General features: G+C 76.2%; 23 protein-coding genes and 2 tRNA genes. 9 read left to right on the forward strand and 16 right to left on the reverse strand.

The genetic code is table 11. The features are described from left to right. The first annotated feature begins 26 nt into the window (after positions 1–26). Both K1Y72_RS28840 and K1Y72_RS28845 read left to right on the forward strand, forming a co-directional pair. Complete coding sequence (locus K1Y72_RS28840; protein ID WP_220169693.1) at positions 27–317, forward strand: SAM-dependent methyltransferase; 291 nt, start codon at positions 27–29, stop codon at positions 315–317. Then, positions 314–1,474 carry a cytochrome P450 gene (locus K1Y72_RS28845; protein WP_220169645.1) on the forward strand — a complete coding sequence of 387 codons (1,161 nt, stop codon included), beginning with the start codon at positions 314–316 and terminating at the stop codon, positions 1,472–1,474. Before K1Y72_RS28840 ends, K1Y72_RS28845 begins: the two co-directional genes overlap by 4 nt. On the opposite strand, the gene K1Y72_RS28850 is transcribed toward K1Y72_RS28845, so the two are convergent. Then, positions 1,440–2,093 (reverse strand): TetR/AcrR family transcriptional regulator, encoded by a 654-nt coding sequence (locus K1Y72_RS28850; protein WP_258574068.1) that lies wholly within the window; start codon positions 2,091–2,093, stop codon positions 1,440–1,442. The two genes, K1Y72_RS28845 and K1Y72_RS28850, sit on opposite strands and share 35 nt — an antisense overlap. A 74-nt stretch (positions 2,094–2,167) precedes the next feature. Here K1Y72_RS28850 and K1Y72_RS28855 point away from each other — a divergent pair, with 74 nt between their 5' ends. Continuing rightward, positions 2,168–3,682, forward strand: a complete 1,515-nt coding sequence (locus K1Y72_RS28855) for an MFS transporter (protein WP_220169646.1) — start codon at positions 2,168–2,170, stop codon at positions 3,680–3,682. A 53-nt stretch (positions 3,683–3,735) separates the two neighbouring features. Next, a complete protein-coding gene (locus K1Y72_RS28860; RefSeq protein WP_220169647.1) occupies positions 3,736–5,133 on the forward strand; it encodes a tetratricopeptide repeat protein in 1,398 nt (465 codons plus the stop codon). A gap of 10 nt (positions 5,134–5,143) precedes the next feature. Here the strand turns inward: K1Y72_RS28860 and K1Y72_RS28865 are convergent, their stop codons facing one another. The 10 genes from K1Y72_RS28865 to K1Y72_RS28910 all read right to left on the reverse strand — a co-directional run bounded on the left by K1Y72_RS28865 (position 5,144) and on the right by K1Y72_RS28910 (position 11,192). Beyond that, positions 5,144–6,079 (reverse strand): NADP-dependent oxidoreductase, encoded by a 936-nt coding sequence (locus K1Y72_RS28865; protein ID WP_220169648.1) that lies wholly within the window; start codon positions 6,077–6,079, stop codon positions 5,144–5,146. A 9-nt stretch (positions 6,080–6,088) separates the two neighbouring features. Next, positions 6,089–6,694, reverse strand: coding sequence for a TetR/AcrR family transcriptional regulator (locus tag K1Y72_RS28870; protein ID WP_220169649.1), 606 nt, complete (start codon positions 6,692–6,694; stop codon positions 6,089–6,091). Between the two features lie 189 nt (positions 6,695–6,883). Beyond that, complete coding sequence (locus K1Y72_RS28875; RefSeq protein ID WP_220169650.1) at positions 6,884–7,021, reverse strand: hypothetical protein; 138 nt, start codon at positions 7,019–7,021, stop codon at positions 6,884–6,886. A 137-nt stretch (positions 7,022–7,158) separates the two neighbouring features. Further along, positions 7,159–7,231, reverse strand: a tRNA-Lys gene (locus K1Y72_RS28880). Positions 7,232–7,283: 52 nt separating this feature from the next. Beyond that, positions 7,284–7,886, reverse strand: coding sequence for a response regulator transcription factor (locus tag K1Y72_RS28885; RefSeq protein WP_220169651.1), 603 nt, complete (start codon positions 7,884–7,886; stop codon positions 7,284–7,286). An 85-nt stretch (positions 7,887–7,971) separates the two neighbouring features. After that, positions 7,972–8,934: a TIGR03557 family F420-dependent LLM class oxidoreductase gene (locus K1Y72_RS28890; RefSeq protein ID WP_220169652.1), complete on the reverse strand. Its 963-nt coding sequence runs from the start codon at positions 8,932–8,934 to the stop codon at positions 7,972–7,974. A gap of 42 nt (positions 8,935–8,976) precedes the next feature. After that, positions 8,977–9,501 (reverse strand): hypothetical protein, encoded by a 525-nt coding sequence (locus K1Y72_RS28895; RefSeq protein WP_220169653.1) that lies wholly within the window; start codon positions 9,499–9,501, stop codon positions 8,977–8,979. 152 nt (positions 9,502–9,653) lie between these two features. Next, positions 9,654–9,729: transfer RNA gene (locus K1Y72_RS28900), tRNA-His, on the reverse strand. 70 nt (positions 9,730–9,799) lie between these two features. Further along, positions 9,800–10,399 (reverse strand): oligoribonuclease, encoded by a 600-nt coding sequence (gene orn, locus K1Y72_RS28905; RefSeq protein WP_220169654.1) that lies wholly within the window; start codon positions 10,397–10,399, stop codon positions 9,800–9,802. Between the two features lie 145 nt (positions 10,400–10,544). Then, entirely contained in the window at positions 10,545–11,192 is a 648-nt protein-coding gene (locus tag K1Y72_RS28910; RefSeq protein ID WP_220169655.1) for a pyridoxamine 5'-phosphate oxidase family protein, read from the reverse strand. 101 nt (positions 11,193–11,293) lie between these two features. Here K1Y72_RS28910 and pdxR point away from each other — a divergent pair, with 101 nt between their 5' ends. Beyond that, complete coding sequence (gene pdxR / locus K1Y72_RS28915) at positions 11,294–12,715, forward strand: MocR-like pyridoxine biosynthesis transcription factor PdxR (protein ID WP_220169656.1); 1,422 nt, start codon at positions 11,294–11,296, stop codon at positions 12,713–12,715. On the opposite strand, the gene K1Y72_RS28920 is transcribed toward pdxR, so the two are convergent. Then, the gene (locus K1Y72_RS28920; protein ID WP_220169657.1) at positions 12,618–13,328 is read right to left on the reverse strand and encodes a hypothetical protein; all 711 of its coding nucleotides are present in this window, start codon (positions 13,326–13,328) and stop codon (positions 12,618–12,620) included. The genes pdxR and K1Y72_RS28920 overlap by 98 nt on opposite strands. 419 nt (positions 13,329–13,747) lie before the next feature. On the opposite strand from K1Y72_RS28920, the gene K1Y72_RS28925 reads away from it, so the two are divergent. Next, positions 13,748–14,839 (forward strand): phosphotransferase family protein, encoded by a 1,092-nt coding sequence (locus K1Y72_RS28925; protein ID WP_220169658.1) that lies wholly within the window; start codon positions 13,748–13,750, stop codon positions 14,837–14,839. A gap of 15 nt (positions 14,840–14,854) precedes the next feature. Here the strand turns inward: K1Y72_RS28925 and K1Y72_RS28930 are convergent, their stop codons facing one another. The 3 genes from K1Y72_RS28930 to K1Y72_RS28940 form a co-directional block, all read right to left on the reverse strand. Continuing rightward, positions 14,855–16,330 carry an RNA polymerase sigma factor gene (locus K1Y72_RS28930; RefSeq protein WP_220169659.1) on the reverse strand — a complete coding sequence of 492 codons (1,476 nt, stop codon included), beginning with the start codon at positions 16,328–16,330 and terminating at the stop codon, positions 14,855–14,857. 92 nt (positions 16,331–16,422) lie between these two features. After that, positions 16,423–17,946: an RNA polymerase sigma factor gene (locus K1Y72_RS28935; RefSeq protein WP_220169660.1), complete on the reverse strand. Its 1,524-nt coding sequence runs from the start codon at positions 17,944–17,946 to the stop codon at positions 16,423–16,425. Positions 17,947–18,223: 277 nt separating this feature from the next. Further along, positions 18,224–20,770, reverse strand: coding sequence for a VWA domain-containing protein (locus K1Y72_RS28940; protein WP_220169661.1), 2,547 nt, complete (start codon positions 20,768–20,770; stop codon positions 18,224–18,226). Between the two features lie 322 nt (positions 20,771–21,092). Here K1Y72_RS28940 and K1Y72_RS28945 point away from each other — a divergent pair, with 322 nt between their 5' ends. Then, positions 21,093–22,094: an endonuclease/exonuclease/phosphatase family protein gene (locus K1Y72_RS28945; protein ID WP_220169662.1), complete on the forward strand. Its 1,002-nt coding sequence runs from the start codon at positions 21,093–21,095 to the stop codon at positions 22,092–22,094. A 55-nt stretch (positions 22,095–22,149) separates the two neighbouring features. Further along, positions 22,150–22,965, forward strand: a complete 816-nt coding sequence (locus K1Y72_RS28950; protein ID WP_220169663.1) for a TrmH family RNA methyltransferase — start codon at positions 22,150–22,152, stop codon at positions 22,963–22,965. A gap of 99 nt (positions 22,966–23,064) precedes the next feature. Here the strand turns inward: K1Y72_RS28950 and K1Y72_RS28955 are convergent, their stop codons facing one another. After that, positions 23,065–23,820 carry a hypothetical protein gene (locus K1Y72_RS28955; RefSeq protein ID WP_220169664.1) on the reverse strand — a complete coding sequence of 252 codons (756 nt, stop codon included), beginning with the start codon at positions 23,818–23,820 and terminating at the stop codon, positions 23,065–23,067. On the opposite strand from K1Y72_RS28955, the gene K1Y72_RS28960 reads away from it, so the two are divergent. After that, positions 23,786–24,124, forward strand: coding sequence for a hypothetical protein (locus K1Y72_RS28960; protein WP_220169665.1), 339 nt, complete (start codon positions 23,786–23,788; stop codon positions 24,122–24,124). The two genes, K1Y72_RS28955 and K1Y72_RS28960, sit on opposite strands and share 35 nt — an antisense overlap. Positions 24,125–24,132: the final 8 nt, after the last annotated feature.

Below are 24,132 nucleotides of genomic sequence, written 5' to 3' on the forward strand. Positions count from 1 at the left end.
GGACGAGGACGGGCGACCTGGTGGCGATGGAAGAGGTGCGGACGCCGCGGGACATCGATCTCGCCGCGCCCAACGTCGCGCGGATGTACGACTACTACCTCGGCGGCAAGGACGACTTCGAGGTCGACCGGCGGGCCGCGCGGCCGCGACAACGTCCACCGGGTCGCGCAGGCCGCGATCCCGGGCGCGCGGGCCTCCACCTCGACAACGACCCCGCCGTCGTCGCGCACGGGCGGGCGCCGATCGGCGCGGGCGGCGGCCACTACCTGTGCGGCGTCGGCCGCAAGGACCCCACGGCCGCGGAGGGCCTGCGATGACCGAGCAGACGGAACGGACCGGCGCCGGGGAACTCCCGGAGATCGCGCTGCCGAGCGGCGCGCGGATGCGCACGGCGAGCCGCCAGGCCGACGTCCGGCAGATCCTCACCGACCCGCGGTTCAGCCGCGACCTGCGCCGCGCGTCCGGCACCCGCATGGTGAGCGGCGAGGACGTCAGCGACGACGCCGACTCGCTGCTGAACATGGACGCGCCCCGCCACACCAAGCTGCGCCGCATCGTCGCCGGGGCGTTCGCGCCGCGCCGGATCGAGGCGTGGCGGCCGCGCGTCACCGAGATCACCGGCGAGCTCGCCGCCGAGATGGCCGCCGCCGGCGCGCCCGCCGACCTCGTCGCCGCGTTCGCGTTCCTGCTGCCGGTCCGGGTGATCTGCGAGCTGCTCGGCGTCCCCGAGGACGACCGGGAGCGCTTCCGCGGCTGGGCCGAGGCCGCGCTCACCATGGCCGACGCCGACGCCGACCGGCGCGTCCGGGCGCGCACCGAGTTCCGCGCCTACCTCGCCGGCCTGCTGGACGCGCGCCGCCGCGCCCCCGGCACCGCCCTCGTCGACGACCTGCTGAGCGCCCGCGACGGCGCCGACGCGCTCACCGAGAAGGAGCTCGTCAGCCTCCTCGGCAACCTCATCACCGCCGGGCACGAGACGACCGCCAACCTCATCGCCACCGGCGTCTTCACCCTGCTGACCGAGGACCTGTACGCCGGGCTCGCCGCCGGCGCCACGGCCGCCGGGGACGCCTTCCTCGCCCCCGAGCGGCTGTTCGAGGAGCTCCTCCGCCACGACACGCCCGCCCAGTACGGCATGCCGCGCGTCGCGCTGGAGGACGTCGAGCTGCCCTCGGGGCCCGTCCGCCGGGGCGAGACGGTGCTGCCGCTGCTGGCCCGCGCCAACCGGGACGCCGCCGTCTACGCCGACCCCGACCGCTTCGACCCGCACCGCGAGACCGCCCCGCACCTCACCTTCGGGCACGGCGCCCACTTCTGCCTCGGCGCCGGCCTCGCCCGCCTGGAGGTGCGGACGGCCCTCACCGTCCTGCTCACCAGGTTCCCCGGCCTCGCCCTGGCGGTCCCGGCCGGGGAGGTCTCCTGGCGGTCGAACACCCTCGTCACCGGCCCGCACGCCCTGCCCGTCCGCTGGTGACGCGCCGCGCCACCGGCGGCACCGGCGCGAACAGGACGGCGCGGAGGCCGGGCGCGAGGTGGGCGACGAATTCATCGGCGGGCATCTCCGCGATGCCCGCCACGCGCAGGATGTAGCGGGCGAAGATGACGCCGGCGAGCTGCGTCCCGGCCGTGCCGGCGCGGCGGCGGGCCTCGCCCGCGCCGAGCCGCGGCTCCAGGTGGTCGGCGATGCGGCCGACCAGCTCCTTGCCGACGACCTCGCGGAGCAGCCCGAGCAGCTCAGGGTCCTGGAACGCGGCCTGCACCATCAGGTGGAGCGGCTCGGCCGTCACCGGATCCTCCCAGGTGCCGACGAGCGCGGTGAGGACGCGTTCGGGCAGGTGGCGGGGGTCGCCGGGGAGCGCGGCGGCCAGCACCTCGGGCGGGTTGGCGAGCAGCCCGAGCGCCGCGCCGAACAGGCCCTTCTTCGAGCCGAAGAAGTAGCTGATGAGCGCGGCGTCCACGCCCGCCTCGGCGGCGACCGACCGCAGCGTCACGGCCGCGTACCCGTCGGCGAGGAACCGGCGGCGCGCCACGTCCAGGATCGCGGCCCGGGTGTCGGGCGCGCCCGGCCGGCGCCCCCGGGATTTATTCATCATGGTTGAAATGTAGCGCCGCCGGACGTGAAGATCACGGTGCACGCCAGAACCGGCCGCACCCCTGGAGGCATCCCATGGCCGCCGCGACCCCGCCGCCAACCGCGCACCGCGCGGTGCTCCCCGTCGTCATGCTGTCCCTCGCCACCGTCGTCTCGGCGGTCGTCTCGCTGAACGTGGCGATCCCCTCGATCGCCCGCGACACCCGCGCGTCCCAGACCGAGCTGTCGTGGATCATCGACGCGTACGCGCTGGTGTTCGCGGCGCTGCTCCTCCTCGGCGGCGCGATCGGCGACCGCTACGGCCGCCGCCGCGCCCTGCTCGGCGGCCTCGCGGTCTTCGGCGCCGCGTCGGCCGCGGCGATGGCCGCCACCGACCCCGCCTGGCTCATCGCGATCCGCGGCGTCCTCGGCGCCGGCGCGGCGCTCGTCATGCCGGCGACGCTGTCCACGATCACCTCGACGTTCCCGCCGGAGCGGCGGGCGCGGGCGGTGGGCGCCTGGGCCGGCGTCGCCGGGGCGAGCGCCATCCTCGGCCTGCTGGTCTCCGGCAGCCTGCTGGAGGCGTGGTCGTGGCGGTCGGTGTTCGTGCTCAACATCGCGCTCGCGCTCGTCGCGATGGCGGCGACCGCCGCGGTCGTCCCCGAGTCGGCCGACCCGGCGGCGCCGCGGCTGGACCTCACCGGCGCGCTGTTCACCGTCGCCGGCCTCGGCACCGGCGTCTACTCGATCATCGAGGCGCCGGCGGCCGGCTGGGCGAGCGCCCGCACCCTCGGCGGCCTCGCGCTCGCCCTCGCGATCCTCGCCGGGTTCGTCCGCTGGGAGCTGTCCCGCCCGAACCCGCTGATCGACCCCCGGCTGTTCCGCGTCCGGGCGTTCTCGGCGGGCGCGCTGTCGGTCACCGTGCAGTTCTTCGCCTTCTTCGGCTTCGTGTTCCTCATCCTGCAGTACCTGCAGCTCGTGCGCGGCGACCGGCCGATCGTCGCCGCCGTCAGCCTGCTGCCGATGGCGGCGGCGATGATGCCGGCCGCGCGGGGCCTCGCGCCGCGCCTCGTCGCGCGGGCCGGGCAGCGGCCCGTCAACGTCGCCGGGCTGGTCCTGGTGGCCGCCGGCCTGCTCGTCCTGTCGCGGCTGGACGCCGGCAGCGGCTACTGGCTCCTGCTCGGCGGCCTGCTGCCGCTCGGCGCCGGCATGGGCCTCGCGATGACGCCCGCGACGACGGCGATCACCGACGCGCTGCCCGCCGCCAAGCAGGGCGTCGGGTCGGCGGTGAACGACCTGGCGCGCGAGCTCGGCGGCGCGCTCGGGATCGCGGTGCTCGGCAGCGTCCTCCAGTCGTCCTACCGGAGCGCCTTCGAGCCGCGCGGCCTGCCCGCCCCGGTGGCCGCGCAGGCCGAGTCCTCGGTGGCGGTCGCCTCGCGGCTCGGCCCGCAGATCGCCGGGCAGGCGCACGAGGCGTTCGCGTCGGGCCTGCAGACGGCCCTGCTGATCGCGGCGGCGGCCGTCGCGGTGACCGCCGTCGCGGTCGCGGCGCTCCTGCACCGCGCCGGGGAGCCCGCCGCCGAGCCCGCCCCGGTGGGCGCGGGCCGCTGAGCCCGCCCCCGCGTCCCTCCCGGCCCTCTACCCTGGGCCCGGGAGGGATGCCCATGCCGACCGACGAGCACGGCCTGACCGTCACCGCCGCCGGGGACGCCGCCGTCCGCCGCCTCGACGCCGCGCTGCACGAGCTGCTGCACTTCCGCATCGGCGTCGTCGCCGAGACCGAGGCGGCGCTCGCCGAGGACCCCGGCTTCGCGCTGGCCCACGTCCTCACCGCCTACCTCGGCGTGCTGTCCACCGAGGCCGCCGGGGCGCGGGCCGCCGCCCAGGGCTTCGCCCCCTTCCGCGCCGGCCTGGACGCCGCGGCCCTGACGCCGCGCGAGCGGGCGCACGTCGCGGCGGCCGAGCGGCTGCTCGTCGGCGACTACCAGGGGTGCGGCGCGCTGCTCGCCGAGATCACCGAGGAGCACCCGCGGGACGTCCTCGCGCTCCTGGCCGGCCACCAGATCGACTACTTCACCGGCGACGCCCGCGCCCTGCGCGACCGCGTCGGCGGCGCCCTCACCGCCTGGCACGACGACGACCGGCACCTGCCCGTCCTGCTCGGCATGCACGCCTTCGGCCTGGAGGAGGCCGGCCACTACGACCGCGCCGAGGACGTCGGCCTGCGCGCCGTCGAGCTGGACCCCGAGGACGTGTGGGGCATCCACGCCGTCGTCCACACCTACGAGATGCAGGGCCGGTTCCGGCGCGGCACCGCCTACCTGGACGCCCGCACGGCCGACTGGTCGGCGGGCACCTTCTTCAACGTCCACACCTGGTGGCACTACGCGCTCTACGCCCTGGAGGCCGGCGACACCGCCCGCGCCCTGGAGATCTACGACGACGTCCTGAACGGCCCGGACGCGAGCGGCACGGCCCTGCAGCTGCTGGACGCCGCCGCGCTCCTCTGGCGCCTGCTGCTGGAGGGCGACGGCCAGGCCGCCCGCTGGAAGGCGCTGGCCGACGCGTGGGAACCGGTCGCGCGGGAGGCGTTCTCGGCCTTCAACGACATGCACGCGGTGATGGCGTTCGTCGGCGCGGGCCGGGTCGCCGAGGCCGACCGGCTGATCGACGACCGCGCCGCCTACCTCGACCGGGCGCACCCCGAGGCGTCCAACCGGGCGATGACGGCGCGCGTCGGCCTGCCCGTCTGCCGCGCGCTCGCCGCGTTCGGGCGGGGCGAGCACGGCAACGTCGTGGACCTGCTGGCCCCGATCCGGCACCGCGTCCACGAGTTCGGCGGCAGCCACGCCCAGCGCGACGCCGTGCAGAGGACGCTGCTGGAATCGGCGCTGCGCTCGGGCCGGACGAACCTGGCCCGCACCCTGGTCAGCGAACGGATCGGCGTGCGGCCGTCCAGCCCGTACAACTGGCTCAAGCACGCCGCCGTCGCCGAGGCCGTCGGCGACCGCGCCACCGCCGCCACCGCCCGCACCCGCGCCACCGCCCTCCGCCGGGCCTGAGGGGCGGCGGTCAGTCGAACCGCAGGACGAAGCGCCCGCGCACGCCGCGCCGTTCGAGCGAGCGGTGCGCGTCGGCGGCCGCGGCGGCGGGCAGCCGGCCGGCCACCCGGAGGGTGAGCCGTCCCTCGCCGGCGAGTTCGGCGAGGCGGTCGAGTTCGGCCGCGGCCGTGGCGTAGTCGCGGACGAAGATCGGAGCGACGCGGACCCGGCCGGTGCCGTCGCCCCGGTAGCCGCGGACGGTGACGGCGGTGCCGCCGTCCCGGACGGCGGGGAGCGCGGCGGCCTCCAGCACGGCGGCGTCGAGGAGCCCGTCGACGCCGCCGGGGTGCAGGCGGCGGACCGCCGCGGCGAAGCCGTCCCCGCGCGGCACGACCTCGGCGGCCCCGCAGTCGCGGACGAAGGTCTCGTCCTCCGGGGCGGCGCCCGCCACGACGACCAGCCCGGCTTGCGCGGCGAGCTGGACGAAGTACCCGCCGACGGTGCCGGCGGCGCCGGTGACGGCGACCGTCGCGCCGGCCGGGAGCGCCAGCGTGTCGAGCGCCAGCCGGGCGGTGAGCCCGTTCATCGGGACGGTGGCGGCCTCGACGTCGGAGAGCCCGGCCGGGATCCTGGCGGCCGACTCCGCCGGCACGACCAGGTCCGCCCGGTAACCGCCGTGCTCGCCCGAGGGCACGACGACGGCCATGACGGCGTCGCCGGCCGCGAACGGCCGCTCGACGCCGGGACCGATCTCGGCGACCACGCCGGCGACCTCCATGCCCGGCACCCGCACCCGGTCCGCCTCGCCCTGCCGCGGACGCGACCGGATCATCGCGTCGGTCGGGTTCACCGCGGCGGCGGCGACCCGGATCCGGACCTGCCCGGGACCGAGCGGTTCGGCCGCCAGGTCCAGCTCCTCAAGGGCGTCCGGTCCGCCCGGACCGGTCACTGCGATCGCTTGGACCATGGTCTCTCCTCATTCCTCGTTCGTCGCGGGGGAGTGCAGGCCGTCGAGCAGCAGGCCGCACACCTCGTCGAGCTCGGCGCTGATTCCGGGGTCCTGCCACTCGTCGGCATGGGCCAGGTGGTGGAACTTGGCGGTGGCGGCGAAGACCGCGCGGGCGGTGGCCGCCGGGTCGCCGGTGCGGAAGCCGCCGCCCGCGGCGCCGTCGGCGATGATGGCCGTGAGCTGGCGCAGGAGGTCGGCGACGTGGTCGGTGGCGACGCTGCTGTGCGCGGCCGCGAGGGCCCCGTAGGCGGCGAACAGCTCCGGATCCTGGCGGATCTTGGCCTGCTTCCCGGCCAGGACGGCGTGCAGCCAGGTGCGCAGCCGCCGGGCGGGCGGGATCGCGCGGTCGGCCGCGATGGCGGCGAGGACGTCGCGGTCGCGGTCGAGCCAGCGCCGGGTCACGGCCTCGCGCAGCGCCCGCTTGCTGGCGAAGTGCTTGTAGACGGCGGCGTGGCTGACCCCGAGGGCCCGGGCGGTGTCGACGACGGTCGCCTTGTCCGGCCCATGGCGGCGCAGGATCTCCTCGGTGGCGGCCAGGATGGTGTTCTCGTCCAGCCGGGACCGGGCGGGCATCAGCGCCGCCCGCCCATGCGCTCGCAGCGGGCGGGCGGCGCTCCGATCCGGCCTGCGGCGCCGGGCGTCCTCTGTTCCATGCGGGGAACGCTAGAGGGGTTGGTTACAGATGTCAAAACTTGTCACCTGATACCCGTGCGGAGCCGTGCCGCCCGCCCGGCGTCCAGGGCGAGTGGCGGAGGGAGCGTGTCAGCCCGGGGGGCCGGAGGGGCGGCGGTAGGCGCCGTACCACCAGATCCGGCCCAGCTCGCGGGCCAGCGCCGGCAGCGAGGCCGGCAGCTCGTCGGTGAGCCGCGCCAGGACGTCGGACTTGCCGGTGAAGTGCACGTAGAACCTGGCCCGGGAGGCGGGCCGGACGAGGGATGAGAGTGAGCCGCGAGGGGCGCGGCAGGGGCGGCGAAAGGGCCTGGAGAACACGAAAGGGCAAACGCGGAGTGCTCTGCGTTTGCCCTGCTCTGGTGCGGTGCGCCGTCAGGGACTTGAACCCCGAACCCGCGGATTAAGAGTCCGCTGCTCTGCCAATTGAGCTAACGGCGCCTGCCACCGGGCCGTCCCGGCGACAAGAAGAACATTAGCAGGCGGCGCCGGGTCAGTGCGAATCGATTGACTCGGGGCCCTCCCGGGCCGGCAGGACGCCCATCAGGCCGCGCCAGTGCCCGATCGCGGTGGCCCGCGAGCTCACGCCGAGCTTGGCGTAGATGCGGTTGACGTGGTTCTTCACCGTCTTCTCGCTGAGGAACAGCTGCCGGGCGATCTCCCCGTTGGACCGCCCGCTGGCGATCAGGTCCATCACCTCGGCCTCCCGCGCCGACAGCCCGAGGCCGAGCCGCGCCGCCTCCCGCACCCGCCGGATGAGGTCGCGGACGGTGAACGCGCCGGGCACCAGGTGCCCGCACGCCCCGGCCCGCAGGGCGCCCGCCACGGCGCCCTCCTCGTGGGGGGCGGCGAGCACGAACACCCGCGCCGCCCGGCTGAGCGGGCCGGCGTGCCCGTCGCGGGCGGCGCGGGCGTCCAGCAGCACGATGTCGGGGCGCAGCCGCTCGGCGAGCTCGACGGCGCCGGGGCCGTCCGCCGACTCGGCCACCACCTCCAGCTCGTCGCTGCCGGCGAGCAGCGCGACGACGTCGGCGCGCGCGCCCGCGTCGCCGTCCACCACGAGCACGCGCAGCGGGGCCGTTGCGTCAACGTTCATCGCGCCTCCGGCGGTCGCCCTTGGCCTGGATCAGGATCGGAGCATAACCGTCCGATCACCTTCAGCCAATGTAGCGACCGACCGATCAGGCGCGCAGGGCCTTGATCGGGCCGGCGAGCTCGTCGGCGTAGAACCGCAGGAACCCGTCGGGGTCGGGGCCGGAGTTCATCAGGGTGAGCGTGTCGAAGCCGGCGTCGACGAACTTGCGGGCGGCGGCGAGGTGGGTCTCGGGGTCGGGGCCGCAGCCGACGTTCTCCCGGATGTCGTCCTCGGTGACGAAGGTGCTCGCGGCCTCGAAGTTCACCACGTTCGGCAGCTCGGCCTGCACCTTCCAGCCCGACAGGCCGAAGCGCATGAGCCGGTGCGCGGACGCGACGGCGTCCTTCTCGTCCGGCGCCCAGGAGACGGGCACCTCGCAGTACTTCGGCCCCTTGCCGCCCTCGCCCGTGTACGCCTGGACCACCTCGGCGTCGGCCACGGTGTTGAACATGCCGTCGCCGAGCTCGGCGGCGATGCCCGCGGCCCGCTTGCCGCCCGCCGCGACCACGATCGGCGGCAGCGCGTCCGGCAGGTCGAACACCCGGGCGTCCTCCAGCTCCAGGTGCTGCCCCTCGTAGGACTGGTAGCCGCCGCCCCACAGCAGCCGGATGATCTCCAGGGCCTCGACGAACATCTCGTGCCGGACGCTCGCCGAGGGCCAGCCGCCGCCGACGACGTGCTCGTTCAGCCGCTCGCCGGACCCGACGCCGAGGGTGAACCGGCCGTCGGACAGGATCTGGGTGGTCGCCGCCGCCTGCGCGATGATCGCCGGGTGGTAGCGGACGAACGGGCAGGTCACGCCCGTCATGATCTCCAGCTTCTCGGTGCGGGCGGCGATCGCGGCGAGGATCGACCAGGCGAACCCCGAGTGCCCGTGGCTCTCCAGCCAGGGGTGGTAGTGGTCGCTGATCTCGACGAAGTCGAACCCGGCCCGCTCGGCCTCCACCGCCTGCCGGACGATCTCCTTGGGGTCGTAGGCCTCGGCGAACAGCTTGTATCCGATTCTCATACCGGTGCCCCTACCCACCACGGGCCCGGAGAACATCCCAGGTCAGCCGCGCTCCCGCTCGGCGGCGATGCCGTCGAGCAGCTCCCCGACCAGGCGCGTCGCGGCCGCCGGGTCGCCGGTCAGCCGGTCGATGTGCTCGGCCAGCAGGAACACGGTGACCTCCAGCGCCGCCGTCTCCTCCCGCATCCACGGCCCGTACTGGGCCCGCCACAGGGTGGGGCTGAGGTCGCAGGCGGCCGCGGTGAGCATCGCCGCCATCGTCGGCACGGCCGCGGGGCCGATGCTGCGCGGCATCATCGCCAGCGTCCCGACGACGTAGGGGACGACCGTCGCGAGGACGTCCTGCCCGTGCCGCTCGTGCGCCTGCCGCAGCCACCGCATGTAGAGGTGGACCAGCGTGCAGGCCCCGTCCAGCACGTCCTCGGCCGCCGCCCCGTCCACGGGCTCGAAGTCCCCGTCCTCGTGCGGCGCCCCGCCCCGGAACCGCCGCAGCCGCGCCTCGACCATCGCCAGCGCCGTGCCCACGTCCCCGGCCGGCGCATGCTCGGGACCCAGTCGTGACGGCATGACCACCTCCGGTGACGATCGGCTGCCAGCACCCTAGAACGCCCGCGCCCCGGCGGCGGGTGAAGAGACCTTTCGTGAACTATGTCCCCGCTCCCCGCGCAACGCGGAGGGCCCCGGCGGTCTCTCGACCGCCGGGGCCCTCCGTCAACGCATGGGGTGAGTGAGGGGACTTGAACCCCCGACATCTTGGACCACAACCAAGTGCTCTGCCAGCTGAGCTACACCCACCATGTCGCCCGGATCGCTCCCGGCTCAAGCAAGTGTAGCGGTTCCGCGAGGGTGGTTGGCCACTACCGGTTCACGGCCCGGCGGTGACGTCGGCGGCGATGGCGCGGGCGGTGTCGCTGTCGGGGCCCGGCTGGGGGACGAAGACGGCGGCGCGGTAGTAGCGGAGCTCCCGGATGCTCTCCAGGATGTCGGCGAGGGCGCGGTGGCCGCCCTTCTTGGCCGGGCTCGCGAAGTAGGCGCGCGGGTACCAGCGGCGGGACAGCTCCTTGATGCTGGAGACGTCGACCATCCGGTAGTGCAGGAAGCCGTCGAGGCCGGGCATGTCGCGGGCGATGAAGGAGCGGTCGGTGGCGATGGAGTTGCCGCAGAGCGGGGCCTTGCCGGCGTCCTTGACGTGCTTCTTGACGTAGTCGAGGACGAGTTCCTCGGCCTCGGCGAGGCTGACGCCGCCGGGCAGCTCGTCCAGCAGCCGCGAGGTGGTGTGCATGGTGCGCACCACGTCCGACATCTGCGCGAGCGCCTCCTGCGGCGGCTTGACGATCACGTCGATGCCCTCGTCGAGGACGGTGAGCTCGCTGTCGGTCACCACCGCGGCTATCTCGATCAGGGCGTCCGCCCCGAGGTCGAGCCCCGTCATCTCGCAGTCGATCCACACCAGCCGCTCGTTCATGCCCTCAACCCTACGACGGCGGACGATCGCCCGGTAACCGCGGCGGCGGGCGGACGTCCGCGCCCCCGAGCCGGGGGGAGTGCACGGGGGCGCGGACCTTCCTACCTTGTCAGTACCCACTTGCAGGCGTGGGAATACCTCCGCTTCACCAAGAAGTCAGGGACGCCGGCGCGGGGATGCCCGGGCGCAGCAGCGGGTCGGGGACGGGCGCGCCGAAGGCGGTGCGGACGGGGACGACGCCCGCCCACACGTCCAGCGCGTGGTCCTCCTCGTCGTCCACCGGCGGCCCCTGGCGGACCTTGACCGACGCCTCCTCCAGCGACAGCGCGAGGACGGCCGTCGCGGCGAGCTCCTTGCGGTTCGGCAGGCGGGCGCGCGACCAGCTGCCCGGCGCGAGCCGCTCGGTGATCGCCTCCAGGGCGGCGAGCTTCTCGCCGGGGTCGGTGACGGGGCGCGGGACGCCGAACACCATGGCGCTGCGGTAGTTGACCGAGTGGTGGAACGCCGAGCGGGCCACCACGATGCCGTCCAGGTGGGTGACGGTGACGCAGACCTCGCCGGACGGGCCGCTCATCAGGCTGCGCGCGCCGGTCGAGCCGTGCAGGTAGAGGGTGTCGCCGATGCGGCCGTAGCCGGTCGGGATGACGCGGGGCGCGCCGCCGACGACGACGCCGAGGTGGCAGATGCGGCCGTCGTCCAGGACGCGGTACAGCTCGGCGCGGTCGGTCCGGCCGCGCTCGCGGGAGCGGCCGAGGCGGGTGCGTTCGGTCGAGGACAGCGGAACGGTGCTCATGCCCCCAACGCTAGGAGCCGGGTGGACCGGCCCACAGGGCCACTCGGCGCCGATTCCGGAAGACCACTTCCCCTAACCTGAAGGCGGAGAAGGGGGGCGGCGTGTTCGATCTGCCGGTGGTGGTGGAGCGTTCCAGCGGGGTGCCGCTGCGCGACCAGCTCGCCGGGCAGCTGCGGGACGCGATGCGCGACGGGCGCCTCGCGGCGGGGGAGCGGCTGCCGTCGAGCCGGGGCCTCGCCGCCGCGCTCGCGGTGAGCCGGACGGTCGTCAGCGAGGCGTACGAGCAGCTGTACGCCGAGGGCTGGCTGGAGGGGCGGCACGGCTCGGGCACCTTCGTCACCGACATCGCCGCGCCCCTGGCGGCGCCGGACGCGGCGGGGCCGGACCCCGCGCCGTTCGGCCGCGCCGCGCCGCCCGGCGCGATCGACCTGCGGCCCGGCGTCGCCTGGACGGGCAGCCTGCGCACCCCGGCGTGGCGGCGGGCGTGGCGGCAGGCGGCGGACGTCCCGCTCGGCCCGCGCGGCGATCCGCGCGGCCTGCCCGGCCTGCGGGCCGCGCTCGCCGACCTGGTCCGGCGGGCGCGCGGCGTCGCCTGCCCGGTCGAGCGGGTGCTGGTGACGCGCGGCACCACCAACGGCCTGGACATGCTCGCCGCCGCGCTGCTGCGCCCCGGCGACCGGGTCGGCGTCGAGGAGCCCGGCTACGCCAAGGCCACGCAGATCATGCGGGCGCGCGGGCTGGAGGCGGTGCCGTGCCCGGTGGACGAGCACGGCCTGGTCGTGGACGGCCTCCCCGGCGATCTCCGGCTCGTCTACACGACGCCCTCGCACCAGTACCCGCTCGGCGGCGTGCTGCCGGTGCCGCGCCGGCAGGCGCTGCTGGCGTGGGCGCGCCGCACCGGGGCGCTGGTCGCCGAGGACGACTACGACGGGGAGTTCCGCTTCGACGTGGCGCCGCTGCCCGCCCTGTACGGGCTGGACCCCGACCGGGTCGCCTACCTCGGCACCGCGTCCAAGACGCTGAGCTCCGACGTCGGCGTCGGCTGGCTGGTCGCCCGCCCCGGCGTGGTCGCCGCCGTCGCCCGCCACCGCGACCTGATCGGCGACCGGACGCCGCTCGTCCCGCAGGAGGCGATGCGGCTGCTGATCGAGCGCGGCGACCTGGACCGGCACGTGCGGCGGATGCGCGGCGTCTACGCGCGCCGCCGCGCGGCCGTCGCCGCCGCCCTGGACGGGCTACCGCTGCGCGGCGACACCGCCGGGCTGCACCTGGTCGTGGAGCTGCCCGCCGGGCACGCCGCCCGGGTCGCCGAGCGGGCGGCCGCGCGGGGCGTCCTCGTGGACACCCTCGACCGGCTGTACGCGGGCCCGGTGGCGGTGTCGGGGCTGGTCGTCGGGTACGGCGCGGCGGCCGGGCTCGGCGATCTCAGGACCGGCTGCTCGCTGGTTCGGGAACTGGCCCGGGAAGCGGCGGCCCCACCGGCGGCCCGCCCGGCTGCCCGACCGCCGCGTGCACGGCCGTGACGGGCCGGGCGAGCCGCAGCCCCGCGGCCTCCCGGCCCGGCGTGTCGCGGCCGGGCGCCTCCCGGCCGGGCAGCGGCCGCGGCAGCGGGATCGGCGCGACGGGGGTGTCGGGGCCGGTGATGCGGCGGGCGTCGACGGCGCCGGGGTCGGGGCGGCCGGTCCCGGGCACCTGGGAGGCGCCGAAGTGGCCGCCGCGCGCCCAGCTCCGGCGGTCGCGGGCGGCGTGGTAGGACTGCGGCGAGGGCAGCGGCGGCCCGGCGGGCCAGCGGCGGGCGACGTCCCAGCTGTCCAGCCAGCGGGTGATCGGCTCCAGGCCGGCGAAGGGGACGGCGGTGAACGGGGCGCGCGCGTAGCCGACCACCACGATCTGCACCTGGACGCGGCCCTCGGTGCCGGCCGGCCCGTCCAGGGCGAGGCCCGCGCGGGTGGCGGGCAGCAGCTGGACCGTCTCGCCGGTCGCGGGGTTCCACACCAGGTGGGCGGGGCGGCCCGCGCGGACCAGGTCGGCGGCGACCGACCGGGCCGAGACCGCCTGCGGATCGGTCTCGCTGGTCAGCCAGACGGCGCGCGGGGCGCCGCCGCGCAGCGCTCCGCCGTCGGTGCGTGCAGGCATGCGCGCTGCCGAGGGCAGCCAGGCATCGGCCACGGTACGTCCCCCCCAATCGGGTGCTCGCGCCCCCGAATTGGTCCTGTCCCTAGTTCGTAGCCCAGCGTGCCCGGAAAATCCAGTGGGCACCTTTGGGGCCTTTCCGTCGTTGACTCCTACCTTTGCGTGACTCCACCCGCGATGCGTAGACCTCTGGCCGTGCTAATCCGCTACCCCCGGCGCCCGCCGTGCCGCCGGGCACTGGCACGGTCCGGCGGCGGCGGCGTCCGCGCAGGTGGCGGCGCGGTGACGGCGCGGTGGCGGGGCGTGCCGGGTTGCCCGCGGCGCGCGGCCGGAACCGGCCGAGGATCGCCGCCGCGTCCGGTAAACCGAACGCCGGGGGTGGGGTTCACAGCCCGGACCGAGCCGCGTTCTAATAGGGCCTCATGACCGTTGACGCTGAACTTCCGGCCGGGGTGCCCGGCATCGACGTGCCCCGCCTCGCGGACTGGCTGGCCCGCGCGCTGCCCGGGTCCGGGCGGATCGCGGCGATCGACCTGATCGCCGGCGGCCGCTCGAACCTCACCTACGGGATCACCCTGGCGGGCGGCGACCGCGCGCGGATCGTGCTGCGCCGCCCGCCGCTCGGGCACGTGCTGCCGACCGCGCACGACATGGGCCGCGAGTACCGCGTCCTGTCGGCGCTCGGCCGGGCCGGCGGCGTGCCGGTCCCCGCGACGCTCGCGTTCTGCGACGACGAGGCGGTCATCGGCGCCCGCTTCTACCTCATGGACTTCGTCGAGGGGCGCGTGCTGCGGACCCGCGAGGACGCCGCCGACCTCACCCCGGAGCAGGCCGCGGGCCTCAGCGAGCGCCTCGCCGAGGCCCTCGCGGCGATCCACACCGTCGACGTGAAGGCGGCGGGCCTCGCCGACTTCGGCCGCCCCGAGGGCTACATGGCGCGCCAGCTGAAGCGCTGGGGCAAGCAGTGGGACGCGTCCCAGGAGGCGATCCGCGCCACCGGCAACACCCACGACGTCCCCGAGTACGGGCGGCTCGTCGAGCGCCTCGGCGAGCGGCTGCCCGCCGGCGGCCCGGTCGGGCTCGTGCACGGCGACTTCCGGCTGGACAACGCCCTCGCCCGGCTGGAGCCGCGCCCGGAGATCGCCGCGGTGGTGGACTGGGAGATGTCCACCCTCGGCGACCCGCTGTCCGACCTCGGCCTCACCCTCGTGTACTGGGCCGAGGCGGGGGACGAGCAGCATTTGCCGGTCGGCGCGACCATCACCGCCGAGCCCGGCTTCCACAGCCGCCGCCGTTTCGCCGAGCGGTACGCCGAGCTGACCGGCTTCGACCTCGCCGACGTCGACTTCTACGTCGCGTTCGCCTGCTTCAAGCTCGCGGTGATCGTGGAGGGCATCCACGCCCGCTTCCTGCAGAACGCCACCGTCGGCGAGGGCTTCGGGGAGCTCGGCGCGGCGGTCCCGCTGCTGGTCGGGCGCGCGCACCAGATCCTCGACACCCGCTCGGCCTGGTAGGGGCCGCCCGGCGCGTCAGCACCAGGAGACCAGGGCGGCGGCGCCGGGCGTGAACACGACCTGCCCGCTCCTGCCGCCGCGGCAGTAGGTGCTCGTGCGCTGGACGGTGACCCGCGCGCTCTGCCCGGCGGCCAGCGTGCCCGCGCCGCCGGCGACCAGCCCGCTGCTGGTCGCGGCGACCCGCCACGTCACCGTCCCGCCGACGGCGCGGACGGTGACCGCGCAGCTGGAGGCGAACTCCATCGCGCAGCCGGTGACGGCGATCCGGCCGGCCGGCGGCGCGCTCGTGGTGGCCGGCGCGGACGGGGTGACGGGCGCCGTCGACGCCTTGCGCGTGGGCTCCGCCGTGCGGGTGGGGCTCGGGGACGCGCTGGTCGGCGTCGGGGTCGGCGTCGGCGTGGGCGACGCCGAGGGCTCGCGCTTCCTGCGCGGCGCGGACGGGGCGGCGGACGGCGCGGCGATCACGGGCACGGCGCCGTCCGGCGTGCGCGGCGCGCTCGGGGACGACGCGGCGGTCCTGGTGGACGCCCCGCCGTGCAGGACGGTGAGGGACGCGCCGATGATCGCGACCGCGGCGGCCCCGCCGCCCGCCGCGGCGAGCAGCCGCCCGCGCCGCCGCCCGCCCGGGCGCGCCGCCGCCGGGCCCGCCGCGTAGGGCAGCGGCCAGCCGGCGGCGTCGAGCGGCCCGGCGAGGTCGGCGACGGCGCGGCGCTGGTCGGCGCGGTCGCCGGCGGTCGCGGCGCTCAGCACGTCCAGGCGGAGGTCGGCGGGGATCGCCGCGACCGGCAGGGCGGCGAGCAGCCGCGCCGGGGCGGGCGCGGGCGCCCGGTGCTCCCGGCAGGCCGGGCAGCCGTCCACGTGGCCGGGCAGCCGCCGGGCGCTCGCGGGCGGGACCGGCCAGGTGCCGGACAGGGCGGCGAGGCTCGCGCAGCCGTCCGCGTGCGCGCGGGCGACGGCGACGGCGGCGGCCGCCTCGCCGAGGGCGCGGACCGCGCCGTCCAGCAGCGCGGCCGCCTCGTGCGGGGAGGTGCCGAGCACGCCCGCGACGTCCGCCGCGTCCAGGCCGTGCCGGACCGCCAGGTCGAGCGCCTCGCGCTCGCGGCCGCTCAGCGCGGCGAGCGCGCTGTGGGCGAGGACGCGGCGCTCGTCCAGGTCGGCCCGCCGCTCCTCGCCGAGGTCCGCCCCGCCCGCCTCGGGCGCCTCCTGCCCGGTGTGCCGGACGGGGCTGTCGCGGCGGCGCAGGCACTCCTTGCGGGCCAGCGCGTACAGCCAGCCGCGGAGCCGGGACACGTCGGCGAGCCCGCCGACGTGCTCGCGGGCGGCCAGCAGGGTGTTGCGCAGCGCCCCGTTGGCCTCCACGCGGTCGCCCATGAGGCCGTGGCAGTAGTCGTAGAGGCGAGGCGCGTACGCGTCGTAGACCTCGCTCAGGGCGATGACGTCGCCGCCGCGCAGGGCCGCGGCGAGGCGCGGGCCGTCGGGGCCACCGGCCACCAGGATCCTCCAGACGCTCGGGGACGCTCCGGCTGCCCGATCTTGCCACCAGTTCGCGGTGAATGTTGCTTTTGGTGACTTTTGGCGGCGTGTCAGGTGGTCGCGCAGGTCCAGCTCACCGGCGCGCTGCCGTTCGGGGAGAACGTCACGCTGCCCGATCCGGACCCGCCGGAGCAGTCGACGGTCGCGGTGACCGAAGCGCTCTGCCCGGCCGCCAGCGTGCCGCCGCCCGACGCGCTGACGCCGCCGGTGGTGCCGGTCACCGACCAGGTGACGGGGCCGCCGCGCGCGGACACCGTCACCGTGCAGCCGCCGTCCCCGGCGGCCGCCGTGCAGCCCGAGACCGCCAGCGAGCCGGACGCGGGCGGCTTCGGCGCGGCCGTCCGCCGCCGCGTCCGGGTGGGGTTCGCCCTCGGGGTCTTCGGCGCCGGGGTGGTGCGCCGGGCGCTCGGCGTCGGGGTCGGCGTCACGCCGGGCGTCGGGGGCTCGGTGGTCGGGTCGTCGGAGGGCGACGGCGACGGCGGCGCGCTCGGGTCGTCGGTGGTGGGGTCGTCCGCCGGGGCGCTCTCCGACGGGTCGCCCGGCGTCGCCGAGCTCCGCGGCGACTGCGCGCCCGCGTTGCGGTCGCCCGACCCCGGCATCAGCAGGAAGGCGCCCGCGACGAGCAGCACCACGACCGCCGCGGCGGCGAGCGCGGGCAGCAGCCGCGGCGGGAGCCGGCGGCCCCGCGGCTCGGGCGCCTCCGGCCGGTCCACCGGCAGCGGCCAGCCGTTCGCGTCGAACGGCTCGGCCCGCCGGACCGCGTCGTGGAAGTCCCCGGCGTACTCGGGGTCGGTGGCGGTCGTCAGCACGTGCCCGCGGACCTCGCCGGGCAGCATCGCGACCGGCAGCACCTGGAGCAGGCGCGAGGTCGACACCGTCCGGTCGCGGCGCTCGCCGCACACCGGGCAGGTGTCGATGTGCCGGACGAGCTTGCGGGTGGTGGCCGGCGGCAGCGGGCTGTCGACGTCCCCGGCGAGCGCGGCGACGCTCGGGCAGGCGTCCCGGCCGGTGCGCGCGATGAGCGCGGCGGCGAGCGCGTCGTCCAGCCGGGCGCGGGCCGCGCCGACCAGCTCGGTGGCCTCCTGGACGGGCAGCGCGAGCACGTCGGAGATCTCGGCCGGGTCCAGGCCGTGCCGCATCAGCAGGTCCAGCGCCTCGCGCTCGCGGCCGCGCAGCTCGCCGAGCGCGCCGTGCACGACGCGGCGGGTGGCGAGCCGGTGCGCGCGCTCGCCCGCGTCCAGGAACACGTCCTCGACCTCGGGCGCCTCGTGCCGCTCGGCCGGCCGGGCCGGATCGCGCAGCCACCGCACGCACTCGTTGCGGACGAGGGCGTACAGCCACGACCGGAACCGGTCGGGGTACCGCAGGCGCGGCGCGTGCGCGTAGGCGGCGAGCAGCGCGTCGTGCAGCGCGAGCGCGGCCGTCTCCTGGTCGCGCAGCAGCGCGTGGCAGTAGTCGTAGAGCCGGGCCGCGTAGCGGTCGGCGAGGGCGCCGAGCGCGCCGGGGTCACCGGCGGCCAGGTCCCGAGCCAGTCGCTCGTCGTCCAGGCGGTCGAGGCTGGGCCAAGCGGACACACGGTCCTCCCGCGATCGGGCGCGCCGTGCGGACGGGCACGCCTCAGAGAAGAGGGAAAAGGGGGGAAGCGAGCTGCTTCGCGCCTTCGCCACGCGGCCCTCGGGAACGGGCCGGCCCCTGTCGCGGGTCAGGGGAGAGAAGGATGGAGGCCCGACGGCCCCGCTCCCCGTCGGGCCTCCACTAGATTGACGGCCCGCCCCGCCGCCCGGTTGACACCGGACGGCGGGTTTTTTCGGACCTTTCAGGCGACGGCCCGCGCGCGGACCGCCCCTGGGATCAGGACGTGATGCGGCGGGACAGCATCTTCAGGAAGATCTTGGAGATGTCCTGCGGCGTCATCGCGGTCTGCACGTTGCCGCCGGTCGCCTCGGCGATCTTCTCCAGCTCGTTGCGGTCCACGCCCTTGCCGAACCCGATCATGTTGACCTGGATCGGCTTGTTCGGGTCCTGCATCGCCTTCAGCCTGGCGAGCGTCTGGTTCAGCGTCGGGCCGCCCGGGTCGTCGTTCTTGCCGTCGGTGAGCAGCAGGATCGAGTTGCCGAACTCGGGCTTGAAGCTGTCGCTCATCATCTTGTAGGCGGCGAGCATCGTGTCGTAGAGGCCGGTGTCGCCGTTCGGCTTCGGCTTCATCTGCGCGAGCTGCGACAGGAACAGGTTGCGGCGGGTGGTCGAGCCGATCCGCTCGCTGAGCGGGCCGACCGAGATCGTCTGCACGTAGTCCTGCTGGCCCTTCATCTTGGTGGAGAAGAGCCACTGGCCGAGCTCGGTGTCGTTGGACATCATGCTGAGGCCGCCCTGCGACACCTGGGCGATCGCCTGGAGCCGGGTGGTGTTCGGCGCGACCTTCTCGGCCATCGAGCCCGACACGTCGATCAGCGTCAGCATCCGCATGCCGAGGTTCAGCTTCGACCACGCCTGCATGACCGACGCGACCTCGGCGGACTTCGGCGCGGCGAGCTGGCGCGGCCGGGCCTTGCTCACGCCCGTCTTGGCGCCGAAGGTGCCCGGCGCCGTCCCGTCGGGGGTGCGGAACCCGAGCGCCCGCACGTCGTTGCGGGTGGCCTCGGTGCTCATCGCCTGCTCCAGCAGGCGCGCCGCCTTGGTCTTGTCGCCGTCGTCGGTGGTGACGGTGAACGGGTAGTCGTTCATCATCGTGCCCTCGACCGGGTAGAGGGCGACGCCCGGCTCGGCCGGATCGGTGCGGTTGTAGGCGTAGAGGGCCTGCTCGGAGGAGAGCGCGATCGGCTGCCGGCCGGCGCGGCCTTTGCGGAACTGCTTGAACTGGTCGTTCACCGTCGGCACCGTCGACTCGCGGACGGTGCGGACGATGCCGGTGAAGATCGAGTCGCGGTTCGGGTCGTTGGTGAGCAGCGCGCTGGTGACGAGCAGCGCCTCCATCCCGGCCGCGTTGTTGGCCGGGTCGGGCACCAGCAGCCGCACCTGGTCGGCCTGGATCATCTGGTTCTTGGTCACCGCGCCGCCCGCGACGCCGCCCGCCGCCTTCAGCAGGTTGTCCCAGGAGGGGTTGGCGGTCACGCCCTGCTTCTTCAGCGCGACGGTGAGGGTACGCGGCAGCGCGACGACGAGCGGGCTCGCCGCGACGGACGTCTTGGTCGTGTGGACGGTGTTCTTGCCCTGCTCGGACGCCGCCACGATGGACGCCCACATGGACGTGTCGGGGATCCACACGTCGGGCTTGCGGTTGGTGTCGCTCGCCACGCCCTGGCCGGACAGCAGCGTCGCCGTCGCCGACGGCTGCGCCTTGGCCACCACGGCCTTGACGCACTTGCCCGAGACCTTGTTCTTGGCGTCGTTGAACCGTCCGGCGGCCTTGGTCACCGCCGGCTGGACGTCGGGGGCCGCCGCCACGTTCAGCGTGATCGCGTTGTCGCCGTCGCAGCCGCCGCTGCTCTCGGCGAAGGCGTAGACGCCGACGCCGAGCAGCAGGGCGAGGCCGACCGCGCCCGCCATCGGCCCGATCAGCGCGGCCGCGCTGCGCTTCTTGCGGCGCCGCCCGTAGTCGTCGTAGCCGCCCGAACCACCGGAACCACCGGAACCGCCCGAGCCACCGGAGCCGCCGCCGTACCCGCCGGACTCGCCCGAACCGCCGGCGCGGCCGCCGAAGAACCCGCTCGGCCGCTCGTCCGAGCGGGAGACGGTGTCGTAGCCGTCGCCGTACGCGCTCGCCGAGGCGCCCGCCCCGGCGCCGAACGCGGCCGCCTCGGCGTCGCGGCGCCGTCCGGGCCGCTCGTAGTCGCGGTCGCCGTAACCGCCCTGCTCGCCGTACGCGCCGGATTCGCCGTACGCGCCTGACTCCCGGTACGCGCCCGATTCGCCGTAACCGCCCTGGTCGCCGTAACGCGGCTGCGCGGCGTAACCGCCCTGATCGCCGTAACCGGCGGACGAGGCCGGTCCGGCTTGGCCCGCGGGGCGGCCGAGGCCGTAGCCGCCTGCGTCGGAGGCGCCGCTGAAACCGCCCTGGGGGATGCCCTGCCCGTAGGGCCGCTCCTCGGCAGAGCCGCGCGGGTCGGGCCAGCCGGGCGTCTCCGCCGATCCGGCCGGTCCCTGCGGGGCGCGCGCCGGCGGGGGACCGCCGAGGGGGCCGGCGAGGTGGCCGCCGGTCTGCCCGGGTGCGCCCGCCGGCGGCGGGGCGCCGGGACCGGGACGCGCGCCCGGCGGGACCACCGGCGGGCTCTGGCTCTCGCGAGGGCCGAACCAGTCGGACGATCCGTCGTTCGCCGGCCCGAAGAGCGGACCGGACGGATCGTGCTCGCCGTCGCCCGGCGTCCCCTCGGGGAAGTCATTGCGATGACGTCCGCTCACGGCTGTCCTCGATTCACCAGAAACCCGTCCATGTTCCCCGGCACTGTAGTAGTACGAACGGGAGGTTACAAAGAACTCAAAATGATGATCACGCAGGTCATTGCGTTATGTCCCGACAAAGCGGGCGTTGGGGTGCCCACTGACCCTACGCGATCGTCCGCGGACGCGCCGCCGACACCCGCAGATCAGCCGCCCGCGGCCCTCCGGCGGCCCGGTCCGGCAACTCGCGGACGCCGCCGGACGTCAGTACTCCTGGGGACCGCCGGGCCGCGCACGGCCCGGCCCGTCGAGCGCCCGGGGGGCCGGGCGAGGGGGCGATGCCGTGACCGGCGTGGACGTCGAGGACAGGAAGGCCGCGCCGCTCCGGCGCCGCGGGCGGTGGCGCACCGCTGTGGCCTGGACGGGCGCCGGGGCGTGGGGAGCCTGGGCGCTCGTCCGGTACGCGGGCGGGGACCGCTGGCCCGGCGTCGGGGAGCTGACCGCGCCCGCGCTCGCCCTCACCCCCTACGCCGCCGCCGCGGCGCCGCTGCCGGTCGTCCTCGCGCTGCTGCTGCGGCGCTGGAAGGCGGCCGTGGCGGCCGGGCTGGCGGCCGCCGCGCTTGCCGCCGCCGTCCTGCCGCGCGCCGCCGGGCAGGGGCAGCCCGCCGCGCGCGGGCCCGTCCTGCACGTCCTCACCGCGAACCTGCAGTTCGGCGAGGGCGACCCGGCGCGGCTGATCCGCCTCGTCCAGGAGACCCGCGCGGACGTCCTCTCCCTCCAGGAGCTGCCGCCCGAGGCCGTCGGCCGCTACGAGCGGGCCGGGCTCGCCCGGCTGCTGCCGCACAAGGCCGTGGACGCCCGGTGGGGCGCCGCCGGATCGGGCCTGTACTCGCGCTACCCGCTGCGGGCGCTGCCGTCCCTGCCGCGCACCCAGATGGCGATGCCGTCGGCCGAGCTCACGCTGCCCGGCGGCCGGAAGGTGCAGGTCACCGCCGTCCATCCGGTGCCGCCGATATCGGCGGAGTCCGCGCGCGACTGGCGGCGCGATATCGGCGAGCTGCCGTCCGCTTCCGGGGACGGGGTGGTGCGGATCCTCGCTGGCGACTTCAACGCCACCCTCGACCACGCGACGCTGCGCGGCGTCCTCGGCCGCGGCTACGCCGACGCCGCCGACCGCGCGGGCGCCGGGCTGCGCCCCACCTGGGGCCTGACCCGGCCGGGCGCGCCGCCGATCACCATCGACCACGTGCTGGTCGACCGGCGCTGCGCGGTCGGCCGCGTCGCCGTCCACGACCTGCCGGGCAGCGACCACCGGGCGGTGTCGGCGGAGGTCACGCTGCCCTGACGCGACCGGGACGCGGCCCGCCCGAGCACGGGGCGGGCGGGCCCACAATGGAGGCATGGCCCGCCTCGTCCCCGTGTCCGACCCCGCCGACCCGCGGCTCGCCGACTACACCTCGCTGCGCGACGTGAACCTGCGCAAGAGCCTGGAGGCCGAGCACGGGCTGTTCATCGCCGAGGGCGAGAAGGTGATCCGCCGCGCCGTCGGCGCCGGGTACCCGCCGCGCTCGCTCCTCATGGCCGAGCGCTGGGCCGCGCCGCTCGCCGACCTGCTGGCGGGCGTGGACGCGCCGGTGTACGTGGCGCCGGACGCCACCGTCGAGGCCGTCGCGGGCTTCCCCGTGCACCGCGGCGCGCTCGCCTCGCTGCACCGGCTGCCGCTGCCGCCGGTCGCCGACGTGATCGCGGGCGCCCGGCGGCTGCTCGTCCTGGAGGACCTGGTCGACCACGCCAACGTCGGCGCGATCTTCCGGTGCGCGGCGGCGCTCGGCGTCGACGCGGTGGTCCTCGCGCCGCGCTGCGCCGACCCGCTCTACCGGCGGGCGATCAAGGTGTCGATGGGCGCGGTGTTCGCCGTCCCGCACGCCCGCATGCCGCGCTGGACCGACGGCCTCGCCGGGCTGCGCGCCGCCGGCTTCACGCTGCTCGCGCTCACCCCCGACCAGGCGGCGGTGCCGCTCGACAAGGCCCCGATGGGCGACCGGGTCGCGCTGCTGCTCGGCTCCGAGGGCGACGGCCTGACCTCGCGCTGGCTCGCCGAGGCCGACGAGCCCGTCTGCATCCCGATGAGCGCGGACGCCCTGGCGAACGGCGTCGACTCGCTGAACGTGGTCGCCGCCGCCGCCATCGCCTGCCACGCCCTCACCCGCTCCTGACGACCACCCGGTCACCCGTCGTCGAGATGCGGCGTGTTGGCTCCTGGGAGCGCTCCCATAGGCCAACACGCCGCATCTCGACCATGGGTGACCGGGCGGTCAGCGGCCGAAGGTGCCGCGGCGGGTGCGGCGGTGCACGCCGCGCGCACGGCGCGCCGCCTCCAGCGCCTCCGGCGACAGGGTGCGGCGGCCGAGGCGGAGCTGGGTGAGCAGCAGCCCGAACCCGACGAGCAGCGCCGCCAGCCAGGCGCCCTGCGTCACCGCCACCCGGTCGAAGGTGATCTCCTGGGCGATCGGGGCGGGGTTGCCGCGCAGCCGGCTCTCCTGCGCCGCCTGGAGCGCTCCGGTGCTCGGCGCCACCGACGGGCTCGGCGCCGCCGCCATCGGCGGCAGCGCGACCTGCGGGTTCTTCGCTGTGTTCGCGGCCGCGGAGAACGTTCCGTTGGGGGCGGGCGGCGAGTAGGGGGCGGGGGCGCTGGAACTCGGCGCGCCACCGGAACCGGAGCCGGCGCCGGAGCCCGCGGCCGGGCTCTTCGTCGCGGCCGGCTTCTTCGTCGCGGTCTTCTTCGGCACCACGAACGACACCTTCGTGCTCGCCGACCGCGCCGCCGCGTTAGTGGACGACACGGTGACGGTGAGCGTCACCGCCGTCGTCCTCTTCAGCGTCTTCGGGAGCGTCACGCTGGAGTTGACCGAGTCGCGCTTGCCGGCGTCCAGCGTGCCGATCGTGCAGCCGCCCGCGCTGAACGCGGGCGCCGGGCACTCCCCGCCGACCTTCGCGGACCCGCTGCTCGCCTTGATCGAGGAGATGCGGACGCCGGTGGCGCCGGCGTCCGCCGCCAGCACCCGCGTCACGAACGCCACCGACGCGCCGGGCGCGGCGCTCGCCGCCCCGGCCGTCACGCTGACCTTCAGGACCGGCTTCGGCGCCGCGGACACCGTCGGCGCGGGCGTCGGGGTCGCGCTCTTCGTCGCGGTGGGGGTGGAGCTCGGGCTCGCCGAGGCCGAGGCCGAGGACGAGGTCGAGGCGGTCGGCGAGGCGGAGGCGCTCGCCTCCGGGTCCGCCGAGGGGGCCGCCGACGCCGGCGCCACGCTCACCGCCAGCACGGCCGCCGTCCCGAGCCCCGCGAAGACCGGCCTCCCTGTCGTCGGTCGGTAGCCCATGCC

Origin of the sequence: Actinomadura parmotrematis (assembly GCF_019458805.1) — a bacterium.
Classification (GTDB): Bacteria; Actinomycetota; Actinomycetes; order Streptosporangiales; family Streptosporangiaceae; genus Spirillospora; species Spirillospora parmotrematis.